Annotated in this window: 23 protein-coding genes; 17 read left to right on the forward strand and 6 right to left on the reverse strand. The window is 74.0% G+C overall.

Annotated elements, in window-relative coordinates; all coding sequences use genetic code 11:
* From LCD35_RS23185 to LCD35_RS23225, 9 genes are all read left to right on the forward strand, one after another.
* Positions 1–725 (forward strand): sensor histidine kinase (locus LCD35_RS23185; protein WP_225044844.1); only part of this gene is annotated, 725 nt, incomplete at its 5' end.
* A complete protein-coding gene (locus tag LCD35_RS23190) occupies positions 722–1372 on the forward strand; it encodes a response regulator transcription factor (protein ID WP_224955502.1) in 651 nt (216 codons plus the stop codon). The genes LCD35_RS23185 and LCD35_RS23190, both read left to right, overlap by 4 nt.
* Before the next feature lie 144 nt (positions 1373–1516).
* Positions 1517–1888, forward strand: coding sequence for a DurN family substrate-assisted peptide maturase (locus LCD35_RS23195; protein ID WP_224955501.1), 372 nt, complete (start codon positions 1517–1519; stop codon positions 1886–1888).
* A 32-nt stretch (positions 1889–1920) separates the two neighbouring features.
* Positions 1921–2157: a cinnamycin family lantibiotic gene (locus tag LCD35_RS23200; RefSeq protein ID WP_308011301.1), complete on the forward strand. Its 237-nt coding sequence runs from the start codon at positions 1921–1923 to the stop codon at positions 2155–2157.
* A gap of 72 nt (positions 2158–2229) precedes the next feature.
* On the forward strand, positions 2230–5427 hold the full coding sequence (locus tag LCD35_RS23205) for a type 2 lanthipeptide synthetase LanM family protein (RefSeq protein ID WP_225044845.1): 3198 nt from the start codon (positions 2230–2232) through the stop codon (positions 5425–5427).
* Positions 5428–5534: 107 nt separating this feature from the next.
* Entirely contained in the window at positions 5535–6443 is a 909-nt protein-coding gene (locus LCD35_RS23210) for a Nif11-like leader peptide family natural product precursor (RefSeq protein WP_224966021.1), read from the forward strand.
* Between the two features lie 47 nt (positions 6444–6490).
* Positions 6491–7474, forward strand: coding sequence for an ABC transporter ATP-binding protein (locus LCD35_RS23215; RefSeq protein WP_224966020.1), 984 nt, complete (start codon positions 6491–6493; stop codon positions 7472–7474).
* Between the two features lie 25 nt (positions 7475–7499).
* Positions 7500–8384 carry an ABC transporter permease gene (locus LCD35_RS23220; protein ID WP_224955496.1) on the forward strand — a complete coding sequence of 295 codons (885 nt, stop codon included), beginning with the start codon at positions 7500–7502 and terminating at the stop codon, positions 8382–8384.
* A 71-nt stretch (positions 8385–8455) separates the two neighbouring features.
* Positions 8456–8839: an SdpI family protein gene (locus tag LCD35_RS23225; RefSeq protein ID WP_224966019.1), complete on the forward strand. Its 384-nt coding sequence runs from the start codon at positions 8456–8458 to the stop codon at positions 8837–8839.
* Here LCD35_RS23225 and LCD35_RS23230 read toward each other — a convergent pair.
* The gene (locus LCD35_RS23230) at positions 8836–9612 is read right to left on the reverse strand and encodes an FCD domain-containing protein (RefSeq protein ID WP_224978105.1); all 777 of its coding nucleotides are present in this window, start codon (positions 9610–9612) and stop codon (positions 8836–8838) included. The two genes, LCD35_RS23225 and LCD35_RS23230, sit on opposite strands and share 4 nt — an antisense overlap.
* 141 nt (positions 9613–9753) lie before the next feature.
* On the opposite strand from LCD35_RS23230, the gene LCD35_RS23235 reads away from it, so the two are divergent.
* Genes LCD35_RS23235 through LCD35_RS23245 form a run of 3 tightly spaced genes read left to right on the forward strand, consistent with a single transcriptional unit; the run spans position 9754 to position 12663 of the window.
* Positions 9754–10623, forward strand: coding sequence for a carbon-nitrogen hydrolase family protein (locus tag LCD35_RS23235; protein WP_224955492.1), 870 nt, complete (start codon positions 9754–9756; stop codon positions 10621–10623).
* Between the two features lie 11 nt (positions 10624–10634).
* Positions 10635–11996 (forward strand): APC family permease, encoded by a 1362-nt coding sequence (locus LCD35_RS23240; RefSeq protein ID WP_224966017.1) that lies wholly within the window; start codon positions 10635–10637, stop codon positions 11994–11996.
* A gap of 37 nt (positions 11997–12033) precedes the next feature.
* A complete protein-coding gene (locus LCD35_RS23245) occupies positions 12034–12663 on the forward strand; it encodes a histone deacetylase (RefSeq protein WP_224966016.1) in 630 nt (209 codons plus the stop codon).
* A 7-nt stretch (positions 12664–12670) separates the two neighbouring features.
* Here LCD35_RS23245 and LCD35_RS23250 read toward each other — a convergent pair whose 3' ends face one another.
* The 3 genes from LCD35_RS23250 to LCD35_RS23260 form a co-directional block, all read right to left on the reverse strand.
* A complete protein-coding gene (locus LCD35_RS23250; RefSeq protein ID WP_224966015.1) occupies positions 12671–13510 on the reverse strand; it encodes an isocitrate lyase/phosphoenolpyruvate mutase family protein in 840 nt (279 codons plus the stop codon).
* 92 nt (positions 13511–13602) lie between these two features.
* Positions 13603–14805 (reverse strand): alpha/beta hydrolase, encoded by a 1203-nt coding sequence (locus LCD35_RS23255; RefSeq protein ID WP_224978106.1) that lies wholly within the window; start codon positions 14803–14805, stop codon positions 13603–13605.
* Between the two features lie 161 nt (positions 14806–14966).
* Positions 14967–15239, reverse strand: a complete 273-nt coding sequence (locus tag LCD35_RS23260; protein WP_224955487.1) for a GlsB/YeaQ/YmgE family stress response membrane protein — start codon at positions 15237–15239, stop codon at positions 14967–14969.
* Positions 15240–15371: 132 nt separating this feature from the next.
* Here LCD35_RS23260 and LCD35_RS23265 point away from each other — a divergent pair, with 132 nt between their 5' ends.
* A complete protein-coding gene (locus LCD35_RS23265) occupies positions 15372–15962 on the forward strand; it encodes a helix-turn-helix domain-containing protein (RefSeq protein WP_224978107.1) in 591 nt (196 codons plus the stop codon).
* A gap of 33 nt (positions 15963–15995) precedes the next feature.
* Here LCD35_RS23265 and LCD35_RS23270 read toward each other — a convergent pair whose 3' ends face one another.
* Both LCD35_RS23270 and LCD35_RS23275 read right to left on the reverse strand, forming a co-directional pair.
* Positions 15996–16472 (reverse strand): carboxymuconolactone decarboxylase family protein, encoded by a 477-nt coding sequence (locus LCD35_RS23270; protein ID WP_224955485.1) that lies wholly within the window; start codon positions 16470–16472, stop codon positions 15996–15998.
* Between the two features lie 86 nt (positions 16473–16558).
* The gene (locus LCD35_RS23275) at positions 16559–17425 is read right to left on the reverse strand and encodes a chitosanase (RefSeq protein ID WP_224978108.1); all 867 of its coding nucleotides are present in this window, start codon (positions 17423–17425) and stop codon (positions 16559–16561) included.
* Between the two features lie 357 nt (positions 17426–17782).
* Between LCD35_RS23275 and LCD35_RS23280 the strand changes: the two genes are divergently transcribed.
* From LCD35_RS23280 to LCD35_RS23295, 4 genes are read left to right on the forward strand one after another with little or no spacing between them, the layout of a single operon-like run.
* A complete protein-coding gene (locus LCD35_RS23280; RefSeq protein ID WP_224966012.1) occupies positions 17783–19291 on the forward strand; it encodes an ABC transporter substrate-binding protein in 1509 nt (502 codons plus the stop codon).
* Entirely contained in the window at positions 19288–19953 is a 666-nt protein-coding gene (locus tag LCD35_RS23285) for a bifunctional 2-polyprenyl-6-hydroxyphenol methylase/3-demethylubiquinol 3-O-methyltransferase UbiG (RefSeq protein ID WP_224978109.1), read from the forward strand. Before LCD35_RS23280 ends, LCD35_RS23285 begins: the two co-directional genes overlap by 4 nt.
* Complete coding sequence (locus LCD35_RS23290) at positions 19950–20900, forward strand: ABC transporter permease (RefSeq protein ID WP_224966010.1); 951 nt, start codon at positions 19950–19952, stop codon at positions 20898–20900. The genes LCD35_RS23285 and LCD35_RS23290 overlap by 4 nt, the downstream gene beginning before the upstream one ends.
* Positions 20897–21661, forward strand: a complete 765-nt coding sequence (locus LCD35_RS23295) for an ABC transporter permease (protein ID WP_224978110.1) — start codon at positions 20897–20899, stop codon at positions 21659–21661. The genes LCD35_RS23290 and LCD35_RS23295 overlap by 4 nt, the downstream gene beginning before the upstream one ends.
* Position 21662: the final 1 nt, after the last annotated feature.

The raw sequence follows: 21662 nt of genomic DNA on the forward strand, positions 1-21662 counted from the left end.
GCATGTGGGCGGGCGGGCACCGGCGGCTGGTGGCGAGCCTGGCCGCGCAGGTCGACCAGCTGCGGGTGGAGCGGGAGCTGCGCGCGGAACAGGCGCGGTTGACCGAGCGCGGCCGGGTCGCGGCCGAGCTGCACGACTCGCTGGCGCACTCGTTGAGCGTGCTGGCGCTGCACACCGGCGCGCTGCAACGGCATTCGGCCGAGCTGCCCCCGCAGGTCGCGGACCGCATCGACCTGCTGCGGGTGACGTCGACGGAGGCGCTGCGCGACCTGCGGGACGTGCTGGCGGGACTGCGCTCGCCGGACGGCGGCGGGGTTCCGGAGCCGCGCCGGATGCGTGATCTGGAGGCGCTTTTCGCGGAGGCGCGGGCGGCCGGGCAGCCGGTGGCGGCCGAGGTCTCCGGTGACGCGGCGGAGCTGCCGTTCAGCCACCGGCTGGCCATCTACCGGCTGGTGCAGGAAGCGCTGACGAACGCGCGCAAGCACGCACCGGGCTCGGCCGTGCGGGTGCGAGTCCGGCACGGTCCGCCGGAGTCCACCGTGGACGTGGAGAACGACGTGGGCGCGCCGGTGGAGCGGGACTCGCCCAGCGGCTACGGCCTGGTGGGGCTGGCCGAACGGGTCGACGCGCTGCACGGCACCCTGGAACACGGCCCTTCGGGCACCGGCGGCTGGCGGCTGTCGGCGCGCATCCCGGCACCCGCCCACTCCTCGGGAGCAGCATGATCCGCACGCTGATCGTGGACGACGACACGCTGGTCCGCCTGGCGCTCGCCGACATCCTCACCGACGCACCGGGGATCACCGTGGTCGGGCAGGCCGGGGACGGGCTGAGCGCGGTCCGGGAGGCCGCGACCGGCCAGGTCGACGTGGTGCTGATGGACGTGCGGATGCCGGAGCTGGACGGCATCCAGGCCACCGAGCGCCTGCGCGCGCTGCCGAACCCGCCGCAGGTCGTCACGCTCACCACCTTCGACCTCGACGAGTACGTGTACGGCTCGCTGACCGCGGGTGCCGCCGGGTTCCTGCTCAAGGACAGCGAACCCGCCGAGATCGTGCGCGCCGTGCAGGTCGTCGCGAGCGGGCAGGCGATGCTGCACCCGGCGGCGGCGCGGCGGCTCGTCGACCACTACCACCGGGGCAGCGGACCCGATTCCGCCGCGGCGCGCGCGAAGATCGAACGCCTCACCCCACGGGAGCGGGACGTGCTCGGCCGGTTGGCGACGGGCGACGGCAACGCCGAGATCGCGAGCGCGCTCGGCATGCGGGAGAGCACGGTGAAGGCGCACGTGAGCCGCATCCTCGCCGCGCTCGACGTGGGCAACCGGGTGCAGGCCGCCCTCTGCGCCTGGGCGGCCGACCAGTCCGGCTGACGGAGCCGCGAACCTCCTGCCGCGGCGGCGGATCCCGCTGCCGCCACGCCAGTTCTCCTGCGGTGAAACAGCTTTGAAGGCGGACTGAAACCACCGCCCCCTAGCGTCGGTCGCGTTGGGCCTCCGACGGATTGGGAGCGGTCGATGCAGCACTCGGATGTTCCGGTCATCTACCCGGACGTGGACGTGATCCGGCGAATCCAGGAACTCGTGGTCCTGTGCTCGCTGCTGCCGCCGGACGGCAAGCTGCGCGAGGTGCTGCAGCTCGCCCTCGCGCTGAACGAGGAGCCCACCTTGGCCCGGCTCACGCCGGTCACCGACCTGCACCCCTTCGCGACCCACAAGTGGCTGGAGCAGCTGTGGTCGCCGGAGGGACTACCGGAGCAGGAGAAGGAGGTCGTCGCCTGGCAGAACGAGAACGACAACATGGGCCGAGCGCTCGTGGAGTTGAAGAACGCGGAGGCGCAGCTGGGTTTCGCCCTCGTGGCGCAGCTGCCCGCCGAGAAGTCCGAATGATCCGAACGCACACCAGCATCCAGGAGGAGATCATGTCCGACACCATTCTTCGCCAAGCCGTCATCGACGCCGAGTTCCGCTCCGCGCTCATCGCGGACCCCGCCGCCTTCGGCGTGGAGCCTGCCGAGCTGCCCGACGCGGTCGAGGCCGTCGACCAGGAGTCCCTGGACTTCTGGACCAAGGGGATCGCGGCCAACGAGGTCGTCGCCTGCGCCAGCACCTGCAGCGCCGGCCCGTTCACGTTCGCGTGCGACGGCTCGACCAAGTGAGCTGAGCATCGACGCGGTGAGCCTTCGGGCTCGCCGCGTTCCTCGCCCACCACCGACCGGGGACAGGTGTTGATGCAGACCGACCGAGCACTCGATCTGGCCGCCCGCGCGAGCAACCTGGACGAGCGGTTGCACGTCGTCACCGCGCTGCGCGACTCGGGGCGGCCGCTCGCGGCGGCGCCGCCCGACGCGGTCGAGCGGTGGCGGCTGGACCGCGTCGCCGGACGGCTCGCCGGGAAGTTCGCGCAGGAGGCCGAGAACCGGGCGCGGCCCGCCCGGCACACCGCCGAGGAGCTCGCCGCGGTGCTCACCGCCTACCGCGCCGTCGAATTGGACCCGGCCGGCCCCGGCCCCCCGGAGCTGCTGGAGGAGCTGCACGCGGCCTGGTTGCCGACCTACCGCGACGCGGTGCTCGGCTGGGACCCGGCGCACTCCGACCCGCACGCGACGTGGCGGGAGACCGACGTCTACTACGGCGAGCTGGCCACCGCCTGCGAACCGTTCCTGGTGGAACTGGGGCGCAGGCTGGAGAAGGTGCGCGCGGAGCTGCCGGAGTCGATCGGGCCGGACCTGGTCGACGACCTCCAGCGCCACCTGCACGGGCGGTTCGCGCTGGCGCTGGCCTGGGTGGTGGAGGCCGAGGCGAACCTGCACCGGGCGCGGCGCGGGATCGACCGGGAGCGGGCGGGCGAGGACGACTACCTCGCCTACCTGGACGCGACGTTCGCCGATTCCGCCGCCTACCACGAGTTCTTCCTGGAGTACCCGGTGCTGGGGCGCTGGCTGGCCCACCTGACCGGGCTGATCGGCGACTACGGCGCGGACCTGCTGCGCAACCTGGCGGCCGACGCGGCGCGGCTCGGGCCGGAGTTGTTCGGCCGGTCGATCGTCGCGTTCCGCTCGCTGCGGCTCGGCACCGGCGACTACCACGCGGGCGGGCGCAGCGTCGCGGTGGTGACCGCCGAGCTCGACGACGGCGGGACCGGGACGTTCTACTGCAAGCCGCGCTGCCTGCGTTCCGAGGCGGGGGTGCAGGCCGTGCTGGACCGGTTGCGCGAGCGGGGTGTCGTGGAGTTCGCCTCCCGGCCCGTGCTGGTGCGCGACGGCTACGGCTACGAGGCCGCGATCCCCACCGGGCGCAACGAGACCGGCACCGCCGAAGCGGCCGCGCACGTGTACCGGGAGCTCGGCGGCCACCTGGCCCTGTTCTACGTACTCGGCGGCAGCGACCTGCACTTCGAGAACATCATCGTCGCCGACGGCCACGTCCACGTGTGCGACGGGGAGACGGTGTTCGACGCGTCGCCGCTGGGCCGCGGCGGCAGCGGAACGGTGCAGGACTCGGTGTTCAAGACGGGCCTGCTGGAGTGGCCGCGCGCCGAAACCGCGGACGGCCCGGAGCAGATGCGGCTGAGCGGGTGCACCGGCGGCGAGAGCTACGAGATCCCGATGCCGGTGCCGCAGATCGTCGGCGGGCGTCTCGGCTTCGGCGCGGCGGTGCGGAACCGGTCGGGCGTGCGGGTGGAGCTCGACGCCACCAACCGGGTCTTCCTGCACGGGGAGCTCGTCCACCCGCAGGACCACCTGGAGTCCATCGTGGACGGTTTCGACCGGGTGCACGAGTGGCTGGAGCGCAACGCCGACGAGGCGGTCGCCCTGGTCTCGGAGGCGTTCCGCGGCGCCTCCGCCCGGTTCCTGAACTGGAGCACCCAGATCTACGCGCAGCTGATCGCGTCCGCGCGGCACCCGAAGTGCCTGGCCGACCCGCTGGAGGTCGACCTGCTGCTGAACACGGTGCGCACCTTCCCCCGCGAATGGGACCGCGACGCCGTGCTCTCGGCGCGGGAGACGGCGTCGATGTGGCGGCTGGACGTGCCGATCTTCACCGTCGAGGTGGGCGACGACCACCTCGTGCACGACCGCGCGGAACGGCTGCCGACCGCGCTGGACGGTTCCCCGCTGGAGCGCGCCGCGGAGCGGATCCGCTCGCTCACCGCGAAGAACCGCGCGCAGCAGGCCCGCTACATCGCCGCCAGCCTGTCGAGCGACGAGATCAGCAGCCCCGCGTTCGTGGCCACCGCGCTGGACTACGCGGTGCGGGTCGGCGAGCGGTTGTGCTCGATGGAGCTGGAACCGCCGGCTCCGGCGCCGTGGAAGTCGTTCGGTCGGGTCGACGGCGTGCTGGAGTCCGTCGACATCGACGCGGACCTCTACACCGGCACCGCGGGGGTGGCGCTGTTCCTCGCCTACCTGGACGACGTGGTGCCGCGCCCCGAGTTCCGGCGGGCCGCGCGGCGCGCGCTGCGGCACGTCCTCGACACCCCGCCGCAGCGCACCGGAGCGTTCGCCGACGTCGGCGGGCGGCTGTACCTGCTCACCCACCTGCACCGGTTGTGGGGCGAGCAGGAACTGGTGGACGAGGCCGTGCGGGCGTGCGACGGCCTGGCCGAGCTCATCGACGCCGACACCCACCTGGACCTGCTGCACGGGGCCGCCGGGATGATCCCGGTGCTGCTGGCGCTGGAACCGCTGCTCGGGGATCAGGCGCTGGACCTGGCGCACCGCTGCGCGGACCACCTGCTGCGGCGCGCCCGCGATCGGGACGGCGCGGTGAGCTGGCCGTCCAACACCCCGGAACACGCCCGGGACGACATGACCGGGTTCGCGCACGGCGCCGCCGGGATCGGCTGGGCGCTGGTCCTGCTGGGCACCCGCACCGGCCGGGACGAGTGCGTCGCGGCGGGCAGGAGCGCCTTCGCCTACGAGGCGCGGCACTTCGACCTCGACGAGCAGGACTGGTACGACCTGCGCTACGACACGGGTCAGGTCGCGAAGAACGGCCACCACTACTCCAACGCGTGGTGCAACGGGGCCGCCGGGATCGGGTTGAGCCGCATCGCCGCCTGGTCGTTGCTGGGCGCGGACGACGAGGAGCTGCTGCGGGAGGCGCGGCACGCGCTGGGGGCGACCGTGCGCAACTTCTCCCGGCTGAAGAACCACACGCTGTGCCACGGCACCTCCGGCAACTCGGAGCTGCTGCTGCGCTACGCGCTGCTGCGCGACGAACCCGCGTTCCGGCTGGAGGCGAACGTGCAGGTGCGCGAGATGTGGCGCTCGCTGGACGACGCCGAGCACGGCCTCGGCGAGCAGAGCGCCGACTTCTTCCCCGGGCTGATGATGGGGATCTCCGGCTACGGCATGCACTTCCTGCGGCTCGCGCACCCGGAACGGGTGCCCTCGGTGCTGATGCTCGACCCGCCGCGACCGTGAGCACCGCCCTCCGCTTCCCCGAACCTCCCGCCCCACCACCGAATCCCGGCATCCCAGCGACCCGGCGGGCAGCGACCCGCCACCCGCACCGGACGAAGGAGACCGCCATGACCGTCGAAGCCTGCAAGAGCTTCCTGCACGCGACCAGGCAGCAGCCGGAACTCGGCCAGCAGCTCAAGGCCGTCACCGGGATGGAGGAGATGATCGCGCTCGGCGGCAGGCACGGGTTCGACTTCACCGCCCAGGAACTGGCCGCGGGATCCGCCGAGCTCGGCGCGGAGACCACGCCCGAACCGGCCGCCGACGAACCGGCGCCCCCGCGGGGAACGGCCTTCTACCACCACGAGTACGACCTGGCGGACGTGCCGGAGCTGGCGCCGCTGATCGACGAGCTGCCGCTGCTGAAGGTCCGTCCCCCGGTGGACCTGGCGGCGTTCCGCGCCCGGTTCCGCGCCGACGACCTGGAATCGACCTCGAAGTCCCCGTCCGATCCCGAGTTCCAGGAGTGGAACCGCCGGATGATGGCCGCGCACTGGCAGGACCCGGCCGGCGGTGGCGCGCGGCGGGACTTCCACCTGGTGAACCTGGACGAGCACGTCGAGCACCCCGGCTACCCCGCGTACTTCGCCGCCAAGACGCGGGCGATCCGGTTGCTGGAAGGCGTGTTCGGCGACGAGATCCGGTTGTCCGGCTCGATGTGGTACCCGCCGAACAGCTACCGGCTGTGGCACACCAACGAGAACCAGCCGGGCTGGCGGATGTACGTGGTGGACCTCGACGACGACTTCCCCGAAGGCGGCGGCACCTCCTTCTTCCGCTACCAGAACCCGGGCACCGGCGAGATCGTGACGCTGCCGGAGCGCCGGAGGATCGTGCGGTTCTTCAAGGCCGAGCAGGACCCGGCGAGGTTGTTCTGGCACTGCATCGTGAACCCGACCGAACGGCACCGCTGGAGCTTCGGCTTCGTGGTGCCGGAGGACTGGCAGGACCACCTGGGCAGCCTGCGCGCCGCGTGACGGGATCGCCGCACACCCCGGCCGTTCGACAGCAGCGAGGAGCACCCGTGCGACGACTCCGGCGAGGCGACGACCACCACCGCCCCGAGGACGCACCCGCGATCGTGGCCCGCGACGTGCACAAGTCCTACCGCGGGACGCACGCGGTGCGCGGCGTCGACATCACCGTGGCCCGCGGCGAGACGTTCGGCTTCCTCGGGCCGAACGGCGCGGGCAAGTCCACCACGATCGCGATGATGTGCACCTTGGCGCTGCCCGATGCGGGGCGCATCGAGATCGCCGGGTACGACGTGGTGCGCGACGCGCACCAGGTGCGGCGCAGGCTCGGCCTGGTGTTCCAGGAATCGACGCTCGACCCGGACCTGACCACCGCGGAGAACCTGGGTTTCCACGCCGACCTGTACGCGATGCCCCGGGCGCTGGTCGCCGAGCGCGTCGACTCGATGCTCGACCTGGTCGGGTTGCGGGAGCGGCGCGCGGACCGGGTCGCGACGTTCTCCGGCGGGATGCGGCGGCGGCTGGAGATCGCGCGCGGCCTGCTGCACCGGCCGAGCGTGCTGTTCCTCGACGAGCCGACCGTGGGCCTCGATCCGCAGACCCGCGCGGAGATCTGGACCTACCTGCACCGGATCGCCGAGCAGGAGGAGACCACGGTCTTCCTCACCACGCACTACCTCGACGAGGCGGAGCGGTGCGACCGGATCGCGATCATCGACGCGGGCCGGATCGTCGCGCAGGGCACCCCGGCGGAGCTCAAGTCGGTGATCGGCGCGGACCGCATCGCGCTGCACACCGGCGACGACGACGCGGCCGTGCGGGTGCTGCGCGAGCGCTTCGACCTGGAGGCCACCACCGCGGACGGCGGCGTGCAGGTGCAGGTGTCCGACGGGGCGCGGTTCGTGCCGGTGCTCTGCTCCGGCCTGGACGTGCCGATCTTCGAGGTGACGGTGACCCGGCCGAGCCTGGACGAGGTGTTCCTGCACTACACCGGCCGCGCCATCCGGGACGTCCCCGGCGTGCCCGCCCCCTGATCCCCACGGCCGTTGAGGAGACCGCGTGACCAGCACCGCACCGCCCCGGACCGCAGCACCGTCCGAACAGGACGCCGAACGGAGCGGCCGGCTCGCGCGGGAGTGGCGGGCCGGGAGCATGGTGTGGCGCCGGGAACTGCTGCACTTCCTGCGGGACCGCACCCGGGTCGCGGTGTCGCTGCTGCCGCCGTTCCTGTTCCTGTACGTGCTCGGCATCGGCCTGTCCCGGCTGCTCGCCGACGGGGCGGGCGGGGCGCGGACGGCGGAGGACTACCTGGTGTTCCTGTTCCCCGGTGTGCTGGTGATGGCGGCGCAGGCGCCGGCGATCTCGGTGGGGGCGTCGATCGTGTGGGACCGGCAGACCGGGTTCATGCGGGAGATGCTGGCGGCGCCGGTGTTCCGCGGCACGCTGCTGCTCGGCAAGTGCCTCGGCGGTGCGACGGTGGCGACGGCGCAGAGCGCGGTCGTGCTGCTCACCGCCGGGCTGGTCGGAGTGCCCTACGACCCGGTGCTGTTCGCGGTGCTGCTGGCCGAGATCGCGATCGCCGCGCTGTCGCTGACGGTGCTCGCCGCCGGGGTGGCCGTGGCGATCAAGCGGGTGCAGACGTTCAACACCGTGCTGTCCGTGCTGATCACACCGCTGGTGTTCCTGTCCGGGATGATGTTCCCGATCAGCGCGATGCCCGGGTGGATGGTGGCGTTGACGGTGGTGAACCCGCTGACCTACGCGGTGGACGCGATGCGCCACGCCGTCCTCGGGCGGCTCGGGCAGGAGCACTCCTCGGTGATCTTCTCGCCGGTGGAGTGGGCGGGCTGGGAAGTCCCGCCACCGGTGGAGATCGCCGTGGTGCTCGGGTTCTCGGTGCTGGCGCTGGTCGCCATCAGCCGCCGGTTCGCGCGCACCGGCTGACCGGAGGTTGACGTCCACGCCCGCCGTCGGCTTGGGTGACCGGGGACCGACGTCGAGCGGAGGGGGCCGCGTTGCCGGACGCCGCAGCACTGGCCCTGTACGCCGTGACGCTCGTGTTCACCGGTTGGGCGATGCACCTGATCCAGCGACTGAGCTCGCGCGGAACGTTGCGCCGCAACCACTTCGTCGGCATCCGGACGCGGGCGACGCAAGCCTCGGACGCCGCGTGGGCGGCGGGGCACCGAGCCGCGGAGCCGCGGCTGCTGCAGGCGGCGCGCACCGGTTACGCCGCCGGACTGCTCACCGCGGTGATCACGATCGCGCACGTCCAGGGCGTCCTCCCGCTGCCGGTGGCGCTGGTGGCGCCGAACGCGGGTCTGGTGCTGCTGCTGGTGTTCGCGCTGCACGGCACGGTGCTCGCGAACCGGGCCGCACGGGCGGCCGACGGCGACTAGCTCCGCGCCGGGGGCGGCAGGCGTCGGCGCGCGTCCAGCCCGACGAACATGTCCCGGTGCAACGCGGTGACGTGGCGGTGCGCGACGTCGGCGGCGGCCGCGGCGTCGCGGGCGCGCAGGGCGGCGACGAGCTCGTGGTGCTCCCGGTTCGACTCGCGCAGCTGCTCCATCGGGTAGGGCAGGTAGTAGCGGTACAGGTCGCGCAGCACCGGCTCGTAGTCCGCGGCGGCGGCGGGGACGCCGGTGGCGGCGGCGACGGTGCGGTGGAAGACCTCGTCGAGCCGGTGGAACTCCGCCCAGTCCGCGGCCCGCTCCATCCGCTCGGCGAGTTCCTGGAGCTCGGCGAGCCGGTCGGCGTCGGCGGCGCGCGCCGCCAGGTGGGCGAGGCCGCACTCCAGCACCAGCCGCTGGTCGACCAGCCGGTGGACCTCGTCGGCAGCGGCCCGGTAGCCGTCGGTCTCGCGGACGGCGCTGCGGGCCGGTTCCGCCACGACGCGGGTACCACCGCCCCGGCCCGGTCGCCGTTCCAGCACGCCGTCCCGGCCCAGCGCGACCAGCGCCCGCCGCACCGTGATCTGGGACACGTCGAGGGCGGCGGCGATCGCGGCGTTGCCCGGCAGCCACTCCCCCGGCGCGAGCAGCCCGAGGTCGACGGCGAGGGAGATCCGGGCGCGCACCGTGTCCACGGCGGACAGCCTGCGGATTCCGGACAGCGCGGGCGAGGCCAGCGCCGCGCCGGGATCCGCGGTCTCGTCCGGGTCAGAACTCGCCATGAACCACAGCGTAATCGCACGTCAAGCACAAAGTGGTCAAATTGAGCACTCTTGCCCGCGGGGCGGGGGCTGACCTATTTTCTTCCAGTCGTCCCGGCCACCGTCCATCGGCGCCGCTCCGCCACCCGGAAACGAGATCCGATGCCCCGACCACTGCCGCTCGCGCTGGCGCAGGAACCGCCGCTGCCCGCGACCGCGCCCCCGGACGAGTTCACCGCCCAGGTCGAGGCGCTGCTCGCCGAGCACCCCGGGACCCGGCTGGTGGCCTACCCGGAGCTGCACCTGTGCGGCGTCACCGGCCCGGACCGCGACGCGGAGCTCGCCGACGCCGCCGAACCGCTGCACGGCCCCCGCACCCGGCGGCTCGCCGAGCTCGCCGGGGACCTCGGCGTGTGGCTCGCGCCCGGCACCGTCTGCGAACGCGGCGAGGGCGGGGAACTGTTCAACACGGCGCTGGTGTTCTCGCCCGCGGGCGAACTGGTCTCCTGGTACCGCAAGGTCTTCCCGTGGCGGCCCTACGAGCCCTACGACCCCGGCGACCGGTTCGTCGTGTTCGACGCCCCCGGGATCGGCCGGATCGGGTTCAGCATCTGCTACGACGCCTGGTTCCCCGAAGTGGCGCGGCACCTGGCATGGATGGGCGCCGAACTCGTGCTCAACCCGGTGCAGACCACCACCCCGGACCGGGCGCAGGAACTGGTGCTGGCCCGGGCGAACGCCATCACCAACCAGGTCTTCGTGGCGAGCGTCAACGCCGCCGCCCCCGTCGGCACCGGCGACGGCCTGCTCGTCGGCCCGGAAGGGCAGGTGCTCGCGCACGCCGAAGGCAGCGCCTCCGGCGCGCTCGCCGCGACGGTCGACCTGGACGAGGTGCGGCGGGTGCGGACCGAGGGCACCGCGGGCCTCAACCGCGTCTGGGACCAGTTCACCGCCGACGACTCCCCCGTCGCGCTGCCGCTCTACGACGGCCGCATCGACCCGCACCGCTGGCACCCCGCGGCGCACGACTAGGAGCAACGCACATGCCCGGAAACGCACCGGTCCTGAACCGGTCGCTGCGACTGCACTCGGTCGTGCTGTTCGGCGTCGCCTACATGGCGCCGATGATCGTGCTCGGCACCTTCGGCGTCGTCGCCGAGGAGACCAGCGGATCGGTGCCGACCGCGTACCTGCTGGCGATGGTGGCGATGCTGTTCACCGCGCACAGCTACGGGAAGATGGCCGCCGCCTTCCCGGTCGCCGGGTCCGCCTACACCTACGCCCGGCGCACGCTCGACTCCCGCGCCGGGTTCCTGGTGGGCTGGGTGGTGCTGCTGGACTACTTCTTCCTGCCGATGGTGATCTGGCTGCTCGGCGCCACCTACCTGCGCGCGCAGTTCCCGGACGTGCCGTTCTGGCTGTGGATCGTGCTGTTCATCGCCGCCACCACGGCGCTGAACGTGCTGGGGATCAAAGTCGCGGACAAGACGAACTCGGTGCTGATGTCGTTCCAGGTGCTGGTGATCGCGATCTTCGTGGTGCTGTCGCTGCGGCACGTGTTCACCACCACCGGGGCAGGCGCGCTGCTGGGCGCGGAACCGTTCCTGAACCCGAGCACCACCGCGGCGGGCGTGTCGGCGGGAGCCGCGCTGGCCGCGTACTCGTTCCTCGGGTTCGACGCCGTCACCACGCTCACCGAGGAGACGGTGGAACCGCGGCGCACCATGCCGCGCGCGATCCTGCTCATCACGCTGATCGGCGGCGGCATCTTCGTCGTCGTCTCCTGGGCGACGCAGCTGGCGCACCCCGGTGCCGCGTTCGCCGATCCGGACTCCGCGGTGTTCGAGATCGCCCGCACCATCGCGGGGGACGCGGTCGCCGCGCTGCTGCTGGCCGGGTTGATCGTCGCCCAGTTCGCCTCGGGGCTCGCCGCGCAGGCCGGGGCGGCGCGGCTGCTGTTCGCGATGGGCCGGGACGACGTGCTGCCGCGCAGGCTGTTCGGCCGGGTGCACCCGAAGTTCCGGACGCCCGCGGTGAACATCGCGCTGACCGGCGCGATCGGGCTGATCGCCATGTTCCTCGACGTGTCCACGTCCACCTCGTTCATCAACTTCGGCGCGTTCGTCGCGTTCACCTCGGTGAACCTGAGCGTGATCGGGCTGTTCGTGCGGCGGCGCAAGGCCGGCGAGGCGCCGTCCCCGTGGACGTTCCTGCTGCTGCCCGCGATCGGCGCGCTGATCGACCTGTGGCTGCTGGTGAACCTGGACCCGGCGGCGCTGCTGCTCGGCGGCTGCTGGCTGGTGCTCGGCGTCGGCTACCTCGCCTACCGCACCCGCCTGTTCCGCGATCCGCCGCCCGAGATGCAGCCGGAGGACCCGTCCCCCGCGCCCGCCGGAGCGTCCTGACGACTGCCGGTCGCCGAGGTGCCGGGATCATGGGGTGATGGGCTTCGACTCCGCACCCGAGCTGGTCTGGTACGCGAGCTACGGCTCGAACATGCACGCCGACCGGTTCCGGCACTACCTGGAAGGCGGCACGCCGCCGGGTGGCCGCCGCGCCTGCCCGGGGTGCCGCGATCCGCGCCCGCCGCGGCGCACCACCGGGCACCGGGTGCCGGGCGGCGTGTACTTCGCCACCGAGTCGCGGGTGTGGGGCGGCGGCCGCGCGTTCCTCGATCCGGAGCTGCCCGGTTCGGCGGCGTTGCGCGGCTACCTGGTGACGCCCGGGCAGTTCGCGGACGTCGTGGCCCAGGAGATGTACCGGGAGCCGGGCGGCGACCTGGATCTGCGAGAGGTGCTGCGCACCGGGCGGCAGGTGCTCGGACCGGGCCGCTACGAGACGCTGCTGCACGTCGGCGAGCGGGACGGGCACCCGGTGCTGACCTTCACCGCGCCGTGGTCCGCGGCGGAGGTGCCGCTGCTGGCGCCGTCGGCGGAGTACCTGCGGATGCTGCTCGGCGGGCTGCGCGCCGGCCAGGGCTGGGATGTGCGCACCACGGCCGAGCACCTGGCGCGACTGCCCGGCGCCCGCGGGGCCTGGAGCGCGGCGGACATCGCCCGGCTCGCCGGATGACCTTGCACTAGCCGCGCTCGAAGAGCTCCGCCAGGTCGGCGCCGGAGAGCACCCCGGCCGCGTCGGGGAACGTGCCGGACGCGATCTCCCGGGACTCGTGCACCAGGGCGCTCAGCGCGGCGCGGGCCAACGTGGAACCGAGGCTGATCCGCCGCACCCCGAGCTCCGCCAGCTCGGCCACCGGCAGCGCGCGGGCCGCACCGACCGCGAGCACGTTCACCGGTGCCGTGACGGCGGAGCACACGGCGCGGATCGCCTCGGCGTCCGGCAGCGCCGGCGCGTACAGCACGTCGGCCCCGGCCTCCTCGTAGGCCCGCAACCGGCGGATCGTGTCGGCCAGGTCGGCGCGGCCGTGCAGGAAGTTCTCGGCGCGGGCGGTGAGGGTGAACGGGAACGGCAGCTCCCGCGCCGCTTCCGCGGCCGCCGCGATCCGCTCGACCGCCTGGTCGAGCTCGTAGATCGGGTCGTCGGCGCGCCCGGTGGCGTCCTCGACGGATCCGCCGACGGCACCGGCGAGCGCTGCCGCCCGCACCGCGTCGGCGGCATCGCGCGGCTCGTCGCCGTAGCCGTTCTCCAGGTCCGCGGAGACGGGCAGCCCGGTGGCCTCGGCGATCTCGCGCACGTTGTCCACCGCCTCGTCCAAGCCGACCTGGCGGGCCGCGTCGCGACGGCCCAACCGGCTCGCGAGCCCACCGCTGGTGGTGCCCAGCGCGGGGTAGCCGAGCCCGGCCAGGATCCGCGCGGTGCCCGCGTCCCACGGGTTGGGGAGCACGAACGCCCCCGGTCCGCGGTGCAGCTCGGCGAAGGTGGTGGCGCGGCGGTGCTGTTCAGCGGCGGTGAGTTCCACGGGCGTCCTCTGCGTCGGCTTTCCGGTCCGCCGCATTCTCACCCGCCACCCCGACAGCGCCGGGGACCGATGCTGCCGGTGGCGGAGCCGGTTCACCGCAACGGAGCGTGCTCGTCCAGGAAGCGCAGCAGTTCCGCGCGGCTCACCGCGCCACCGATGCTGTGGAAGTCGGCGTCGAAGGCGTGCTCGCCGAACGGGAACGCCGCGTACACCACCTGGTCGCCCGCCGCGCGCAGCCGCTCGGCGAAGCCGTGCACCCGGTCCTCGAAGATCAGGTGGTCGGAGGAACCGGTGACCAGCAAGGTCGGCATCAGCCCCGGCCGCACCCGGTCCAGCGCCGAGGCGTACTCGTAGCGCTGCGGGTACCGCTCCGGGGAGCCGCCGAGGTAGCTGATCGCCACCCGCCGCGCGTACCCGGCGACCCCGTTGTCGTCGTAGGCGCCCGCGAGGTCCACGGCCGGGTAGAAACCGGCCACGGCGATCGGCGGCGCGGGCGGCGCACCCCCGCAGCTACTCACCGCGTCGTGGTCGGCCAGCGCGTAGCCGGCGTTGATGCTGAGGCTGCCCCCGGCGGATCCGCCCGCCAGCACCACGCGGGACGGGTCGACGCCGAGTTCCCCGGCGTGCCCGGTGACCCAGTTCAGCGCGCACACCACGTCCGAGGTCGCGTCGCGCCAGCGCACCGGCGGCGCCAGCCGGTAGTCGATGGAGATCACCGGGTAGCCGTGGTCGGCGAGGTTCCGGTAGAGGGCGCGCTGCTCGTAGCGGCTGCCCGTGATGAACCCGCCCCCGTGCACCCACAGCACGGCGGGCCGGTCGGTCCCCGGAGTCGGCGGGGCCCAGATCGAGGCCCGCAGCGGGGTCCCGCCCACCTCGGCGTACACCTCGGTGCGGTCCGGTGGTGCGGCGGGCGTGCCGGTGCCGATGAGCTCGGCGGGGCCGAGGTCCGCCCCGCGGTCGTGCGCGAAGGACAGCTGCGCGCCCAGCACCACCAGCGACCCGAGCAGCGCGAACGCGCCGCCACCGCCGAGGGCCGTCGCCCCGCGCCGCGACCCGCACCGCCGGGCGAGCACCGCGAGCAGGCAGCACAGCAGCCCCAGCAGCACGAACCGCAGCGCCCACTGGCCGACGTACCGCGAACCGAGCGCGCCCGCCACCGGCACCGCGGGGACGAGGGCGCCGAGCACGAGCAGCGCCAGGACCAGCGCGCACGCGATCAGCGGCAGCACCGCGGCCTTGGCGAGCTGCGCGGCGGAATCGGGCCGGGCGGAGAGCGGTCCGGGCTCAGCAGGCATGCCACACGTCTACCGGGCGCGCCGCGGCGGCGCCCGTTGGGGCGACATCAGGCGGGACGCGGCCGGTCCGACGAGCCGGTGCCACGAGCTCGACCCACCCGCCAACCGGCCGCGGGTGGGGAGCCGGGGCGCGGGCCGGAACGACCCGCGCGACCGGTGCGTCAGTCGTGCTGCTTGCTCTTGCGGCCCGTGACCTTGTTGTACACGATCAAAACGATGATCGCGCCGATGACGGAGCCGATCCAGCCGAGGGGCTGGAACCCGCGGAGGCCGAAGGTCAACGCCCCGAGCAAGAAGCCGCCCACGACGGACCCCACGATGCCGAGCACGATCGTCCGCAGCACCCCAATGTCGTCCTTGCCGGGCACGACCGCCCTGGCGATGAACCCGGCGATCAGGCCGAGCACGATCCAGCCGATGATGTTGCCGATCATCGCTTCCTCCTTCTGTAGGTGCCCCTCCCGAGCGGTGACCCTACTTGGCCGAGGTGGTCCGGGCCGAGCCTGCGCACGGGTGTGTTCGGCCGCCGCGTTGACAACTCCCGTTGCCGATCCTGCAATGGCGGGATGACCGAAACCCCGTCCGCGGAGATGAACGCGACGCTGGCCCAGGTGGGTCCGCGGCTGCGGGCGCTGCGCAAGCGCGGCCGCCTGACGCTGGCCGCGCTGTCCGAGACCACCGGCATCTCGGTGAGCACGCTGTCCCGGCTCGAATCCGGCAGCCGCCGCCCCAGCCTCGAACTGCTGCTGCCGTTGGCGAAGGCGCACCAGGTGCAGCTGGACGAGCTGGTCGGCGCGCCCGCCACCGGGGATCCGCGGATCCACCCGAAGCCGATCGTGCGCCACGGCCGGACCTTCATCCCCCTGACCAGGCGTCCCGGCGGCGTCCAGGCGTTCAAGATGATCATTCCGGGCGGGCCGCGCGCCGAACCGGACCCGCAGACCCACGAGGGCTACGAGTGGTTCTACGTGCTCAACGGCAAGGTGCGGTTGGTGCTGGGCGACCAGGACCTGACCTTGCGGGCCGGGGAGGCCGCCGAGTTCGACACCCGGGTGCCGCACTGGTTCGGCCCCGCCACCGGCGACCCGGTGGAGCTGCTGGTGCTGTTCGGGCCGCAGGGCGAGCGGATGCACGTGAAGTCGAGACCGGTCGCGTGACGCCGCCGCCCGGGACCGAGCGGCGGCGCACGATCAGTGCGAGCCCGGGGTGTGGTGCCCGGGGACGTTGCGGCTGGTGACCGCGAACCGGTTCCACGCGTTGATCACGGTGATGGCGGCGATGAGGTGCGCCAGCTCGGTCTCGTCGAACTGCGCGGCGGCCCGCGCGTACACCTCGTCGGGCACGAAGCCGTCGGTGAGCACGGTGATCGCCTCGGTGAGCTCGATCGCGGCGATCTCCCGCGCGGTGTAGAAGTGCCGCGATTCCTCCCACGCCGAGAGCTGGATGATCCGCTGCACCGACTCGCCCGCGGCCAGCGCGTCCTTGCTGTGCATGTCCAGGCAGAACGCGCAGTGGTTGAGCTGCGAGGCGCGGATCTTGACCAGTTCCAGCAGCGTCGGGTCGAGGCCCTTCCGGGCCGCGGCGTCGAGCCGGAGCATGCTCTTGTAGACGTCGGGGACGAGTTCGGCCAGGTTCAGCCGCGGGGTGTGCTCGGGTTCGTAGGACATGCCTCCGACGCTAGTGCCGCGACGCCCCGCGCTCCTGGTCCGGTTCGCGCCCGATCGGCTGGTCCGGTGGCCGCCGGGGCCGGTCCTCACTCCTCGATGCTGAAGTCCTGGCCGTAGACGGCCCAGTGCAGCGGCGTGGTCAGCGCCAGGTTGCCCTCGTCGAGGAAGCGGCGCTGCGCGGTGTCGACGCGGCTGGTGTCGCTGTGCGCTTCCTCCTCGTTCATCGCCTCCACGCGGGCGTCCAGGAACGCGTGCAGGTACGCGGTCTCGTCGCCGCCGTCGGACGGCGGGGTCGCGCGGTCCAGGGCGGCCTGGCGGATGGCGCCGAAGCTCGGCCAGTCCTGGCCGGGGCCGTGCATCACGATCGCGTCGTAGTAGGCGAACTGGCCGAGCGCGCCGAGCCCGTCCTCCTTCGCCTGCCGCACGGCCGGGTCGAAGTACACCCGGTCGCGCTCGGATTCCTGCGCCTGCTGGAAGTCGGGGTCCTCCGCGGCCTCCGCCCAGGCGTCGGTGAACCCGGGGTCGAGCCCTTCGTGCGAGTCGGTGCCGTCGACCGCGCGCAGCGCGGGCAGGTACTCGGCCAGCGGGTTGTCCGGCTTCGCCGCGGTGTAGGCCTCGACGAGTGCGAGCATGTCACCGGTGCCGGAGCAGAAGCCGATGATCCCGGCGGTGTAGCCGCGGCCGTCGCCGATGTCCTCGATGTAGCCGAACTGGGCGCGCCAGTCCAGCGAGGAGTTCTCCGCGCTCGACACCAGCTGCATCGCGATGTCCTTGGTGCGCGGGTCGGCGAGGTCGCCGTCGGCGGCGGGCGCGGCCCGCAGCACCGCGGGAGCGGTCGCCGGGGCCGCCGCGGGAGCCGCCGACAGCGCGGGCAGCGCGGTGGCGCCCAGGGCGCCCGCGGCGACACCGGTGGCGACCAACAGCCGGAGCAGCGGCTTCGCGGTGGTGGCCATGTCGTCGGCTCCTTCTCGGGGTTCGGTGCCGGTGAGCGTCGGGGGGCTCACCGGCACCGATGAGCCAACCGGGACCTGCCGAGGGGGTCAAGCCGCGGACGCCGGCGGGAGCGGGCGCGCACCCCCGCTGACCTGGTCAGGGACCGCGGAGGCACCGGACAAGTGGGAATTTCCCCCGATCCCGGGCGCGACCGCGCGTGGCGGCGGCTCGGCCGGTCGCCGAGTTCCGCTCCACCGCGCGGAGCAGTCCTCTCCCGGCGCACCGGGAGGCGGAGAACACGTTCGGGCCGCCCGGCGTGGTTCCGGCGCCGTTGTCCGTGCAAAGATCCGCTGCGGTCTGTTGCAAGGAGCTTGCTGTTGCGAAGTGCTGGTGGATTCCTGGTGCTCGGGCTCGCGCTGTTGCTGGGCGGGTGCGGTTTCACCGGAGGCGGCGCGGACGAGGACGCGCTGGAGGTGGCGATGACGATCCCGCCCCGAGCGGCCTGGTCGCCCGCCTCCGACGACGCGCTGCTGCTGCAGCGCCTCGGCGTCACCGAAACCCTCGTGCACGCCGGAGCCGACGGCGGCGCCCGCCCCGGGCTCGCGGAGAGCTGGCAGCGCACCGCACCGACCGAGTGGCGGTTCACCCTCGCCGCGGGCCTGCGCTTCCAGTCCGGTGAGCGGGTGCCCGCGCAGGCCGCCGCCGACTCGATCGAACGCGTCGTGCACGCCCCCGCGCCGCCGCGCGCGCTGAACGGCACCGTCGAACGCGCCACCGCGCTCGACGAGCGCACCCTGGCGGTCCGCACCACCGGCCCCGACCCGATCCTGCCGCAGCGGCTGGGCGCCGCGAACGCCGCCGTGCTCGCGCCCGCCGCGCTCCGTCCCGACGGCTCGGTCGATCCGGCGAAGGGCGTGGGCACCGGCCCGTTCGAGATCACCGCCGTCGACGGCGACCGGAGCGCGCAGCTGCGCCGCTACGACGGCCACCGCGGCGGACCGGCGAAGCTCGCCCGCGTCGAGGTGCGCTTCGTCCCCGACGCCTCCGCCCGGGTCAACGGGCTGCGCAGCGGCGAGTTCGACCTGATCGACAAGGTGCCGGTCGCGCAGCTCGGCGAGATCCGCGCCGACCCGGCACTGCGGGCCGACGCGGTGGACCTGCCGCGCACCACGGCGCTGCACCTGAACACCGCGGGCGGCCCGTTCGCGGATCCGCGGCTGCGCGCCGCCGCCCGCGCCGCCATCGACCGGGCCGGACTGGTCAGCGGGGTGTTGCAAGGCCAGGGCGTCGCCGCGAGCCGCTACTTCGGCCCCGCCGTGCCGTGGAGCTCCCAGCACCCGCCGCCCGCGCCCGACCCGGCCGCCGCGCGCCGGGCGGTCACCGAGGTCGGCGGCGGCGCGCCGATCCCGATCACCATCGGCACCTACCCGGACCGGCCCGAGCTGCCCGCGCTGACCACCGTCGTCGCCGACGAGCTCGGCCGCGCCGGGTTCGCGGTGCGGATCGTGCAGGAGCCCGCCGGGAGCATCGAGCCGCGGATCCTGTCCGGGGAGCTCGACGCCGCGGTGTACTCGCGCAACCAGCTCGTCGACGTGCCCGACGCCGCCGCCCACCTGGCCAGCGACTTCAGCTGCCGCGGCGGGTTCGGCCTGGACCACTTCTGCGCGCCCGAGCTGGACGCGCTGCTCGCCGAACTGCCCGCGATCAGCGATCCGGCGCGGCGCGCCGAGGTGTTCCGCCGCGCCGACGACCTGCTCGCCGACCGGATCGCCGGCATCCCGCTGGTGCACGAGCAGCAGCGCTTCGCCTACCGGGACGCGGTGCGCGGGGTGCCCGCCGACCCGCTGGAACGGGAATTCCTCACCAAGGAGGTCGAGCTCGGATGAGCGCGCCGATCGTCGACTACTGGAACGACCGCGCCCGCCGCGGCTACGACCAGCAGCCCGGGCAGGACCCGGCGCTGGACCTGTGGGCGAAGCGGATCCGCCCGCTCGTCGCCGAGGCCGTCGGGCCGGGCGCCCGGGTGCTGGATTCCGGCTGCGGCACCGGGTTCCTGGCCCGCATCCTCGCCGCCGACGGGCACCGCGTCACCGGGCAGGACGCCTCCCCGGGCATGCTCGCGGTCGCCGCCGAACGCGCCGCCGCCGACGGGCTCGCCATCGACTGGCTCACCGGCGTCGCCGAGGAACCGCCCGCCGGGCCGTTCGACGTGGTGGTGACCCGCAACGTGCTGTGGACGCTGCCGGAACCGCAGCGCGCCGTCGACGCGTGGGTGCGGGTGCTGCGCCCCGGCGGGCTGCTGCTGGTCAGCGACGGCCGGTGGGACGCGGCCTCGGTCGGCGACGACGCGACCGAGGAGCGGTTCAGCTCGTCCTACTCGGACGCGGCGCCGGAACTGCCGATGGGCGTGGACTTCGCGGGCTGCGCCGACCTCGTCGAGCGCGCCGGGTTCGTCGACCGCACCGACCGCACGGCGCTGTTCGACGGCGCGCCCTACCCGAGCGCCCCCGGGTTCTTCCTGCTGTCCGCCCGCGCCCCGCGGCGGTGACCGGCGGTCGCGGCCTGCTGCTGCGGCTGGCCGTGGCGCCGGTCGTGGCGATGCTGGTCGTGCTGGTCGCGGTGCTGCTGCCGGAGCTGACCGGGGTCGACGCGGCCCGCACCGTGCTCGCCGCCCGCTACGCCGACGCCGACCCGGATCCGGCGCTGCTGGCGGGGATCCGCGCCGAACTGGGCCTGGACCTGCCGCTGCCGCAGCGGATCGCGGCGCGGTTCGGCGCGCTGCTCGGCGGCGACCCGGGCACCTCGTGGGTGTCCGGCGAACCGGTCGCGGCGCTGGTCGGGCCCGCGCTGCGGGTGTCGGTGGGCATCATGCTCGGCGCGGCGGTCCTCTCGTTCCTGGTCGGCCACCTGGCGGGGTTGTTGGCCGCGCGCCGGCCCGGTTCGGTGCTGGACCGGGCGATCTCGGGGCTGGTGCGGGTGTTCTCCGCGGTGCCGGAGTTCGCGCTCGCGCCGCTGCTGGTGCTGGTGTTCGCGGTCGGGCTGCACGCGCTGCCCAGTTCGGGCTGGCGCGGGCCGGAGTACGCGGTGCTGCCGCTGCTGTCGCTGGTCCCGTCGCTCGCGGTGCCGATCGCGGCCGTCACCCGGGAGCAGGTGGTGGCGCTGCGGCGGGAGAACTTCGCGGTCGCCGCCCGGGCCCGCGGGCTCGGCGAGACCCGGATCTGGGCGGTGCACCTGGCGCGGCCCGCGCTGCCCGCGGCGTTGTCGCTGCTCACCTACAACGCGGCCGGGGCGATCTCCGGCACCACCGCCATCGAGGTCGTCTTCGACATCCCCGGGCTGGGCAGCACCGTGGTGGAGGCGGTGCGGGCGCAGGACGTGCCGGTCGTGCAGGCCGGTCTGGTGGTGGCGGCGCTGGCCGCGCTGGCCGTCGGCGCGGTCGGCGACCTGCTCGGGCTGGCCGCCGAACCCCGCGCGCGGCGGGAGGCCCGGACGTGAGGGCCCGGCGCCGGGCCGCGCTCGTCGCCGCCGGGATCGGCGTGCTGGTGCTGGGCGTCGGGCTGACCGGCGATCCGCTGGCCACGGACATGGACGCGGTGCTGCGGGCGCCGTCGCTCGCGCACCCGCTGGGCACCGACGAGCTCGGGCGGGACGTGCTGGCGCGGCTGGCGCACGGCGCGCTGCTCACCCTCGGCACCGCCGGGTCCGCGCTGGTCGTGGCGGTGCTGGTGGGCCTGTTCGCCGGGTGCGCGACCGGGTGGAGCTCCTCGCCGGTGGCCGCGCTGGTGCGGGCCGGGGTGGACGTGGCCACCGCGCTGCCGCCGCTGATCGTGGCGCTGGTGACGACGCTGGTCGCGGGGCCGGGCACGGCGGCGTTGCTGCTGGCGCTGGCCGGGGTGAGCTGGTTGCCGTTCGCGCGGCAGGCCGATGCGATGACCGCGCAGCTGCGGACCCGGAACTGGGTGCTGGCGCACCGGGCGCTGGGCGCGGGCCGGCTGCTGATCTGGCGGCGGTCGCTGCTGCCGTTCCTGGCTCCGGCGGCGGGGGCGCTGGCCGCGGTGCGGCTGCCCGCGCTGGTGAACACGGTGGCGGCGCTGGGTTTCCTCGGCCTCGGGCCACCGCCGCCGCGGCCGGAGTGGGGCGCGATGATCGCCGAATCGGTGGACCACCTGGGCACCGCCCCGTGGCTGCTGGCGGCGCCGGTGCTCGCCCTGGTGGCGGTGCAGACGATCGTGGCCGCCCTGGCCGCGGAGCGCTAGC

This window comes from Saccharopolyspora sp. 6V (genome assembly GCF_020176785.1).
Taxonomy (GTDB): Bacteria; Actinomycetota; Actinomycetes; order Mycobacteriales; family Pseudonocardiaceae; genus Saccharopolyspora_C; species Saccharopolyspora_C gregorii.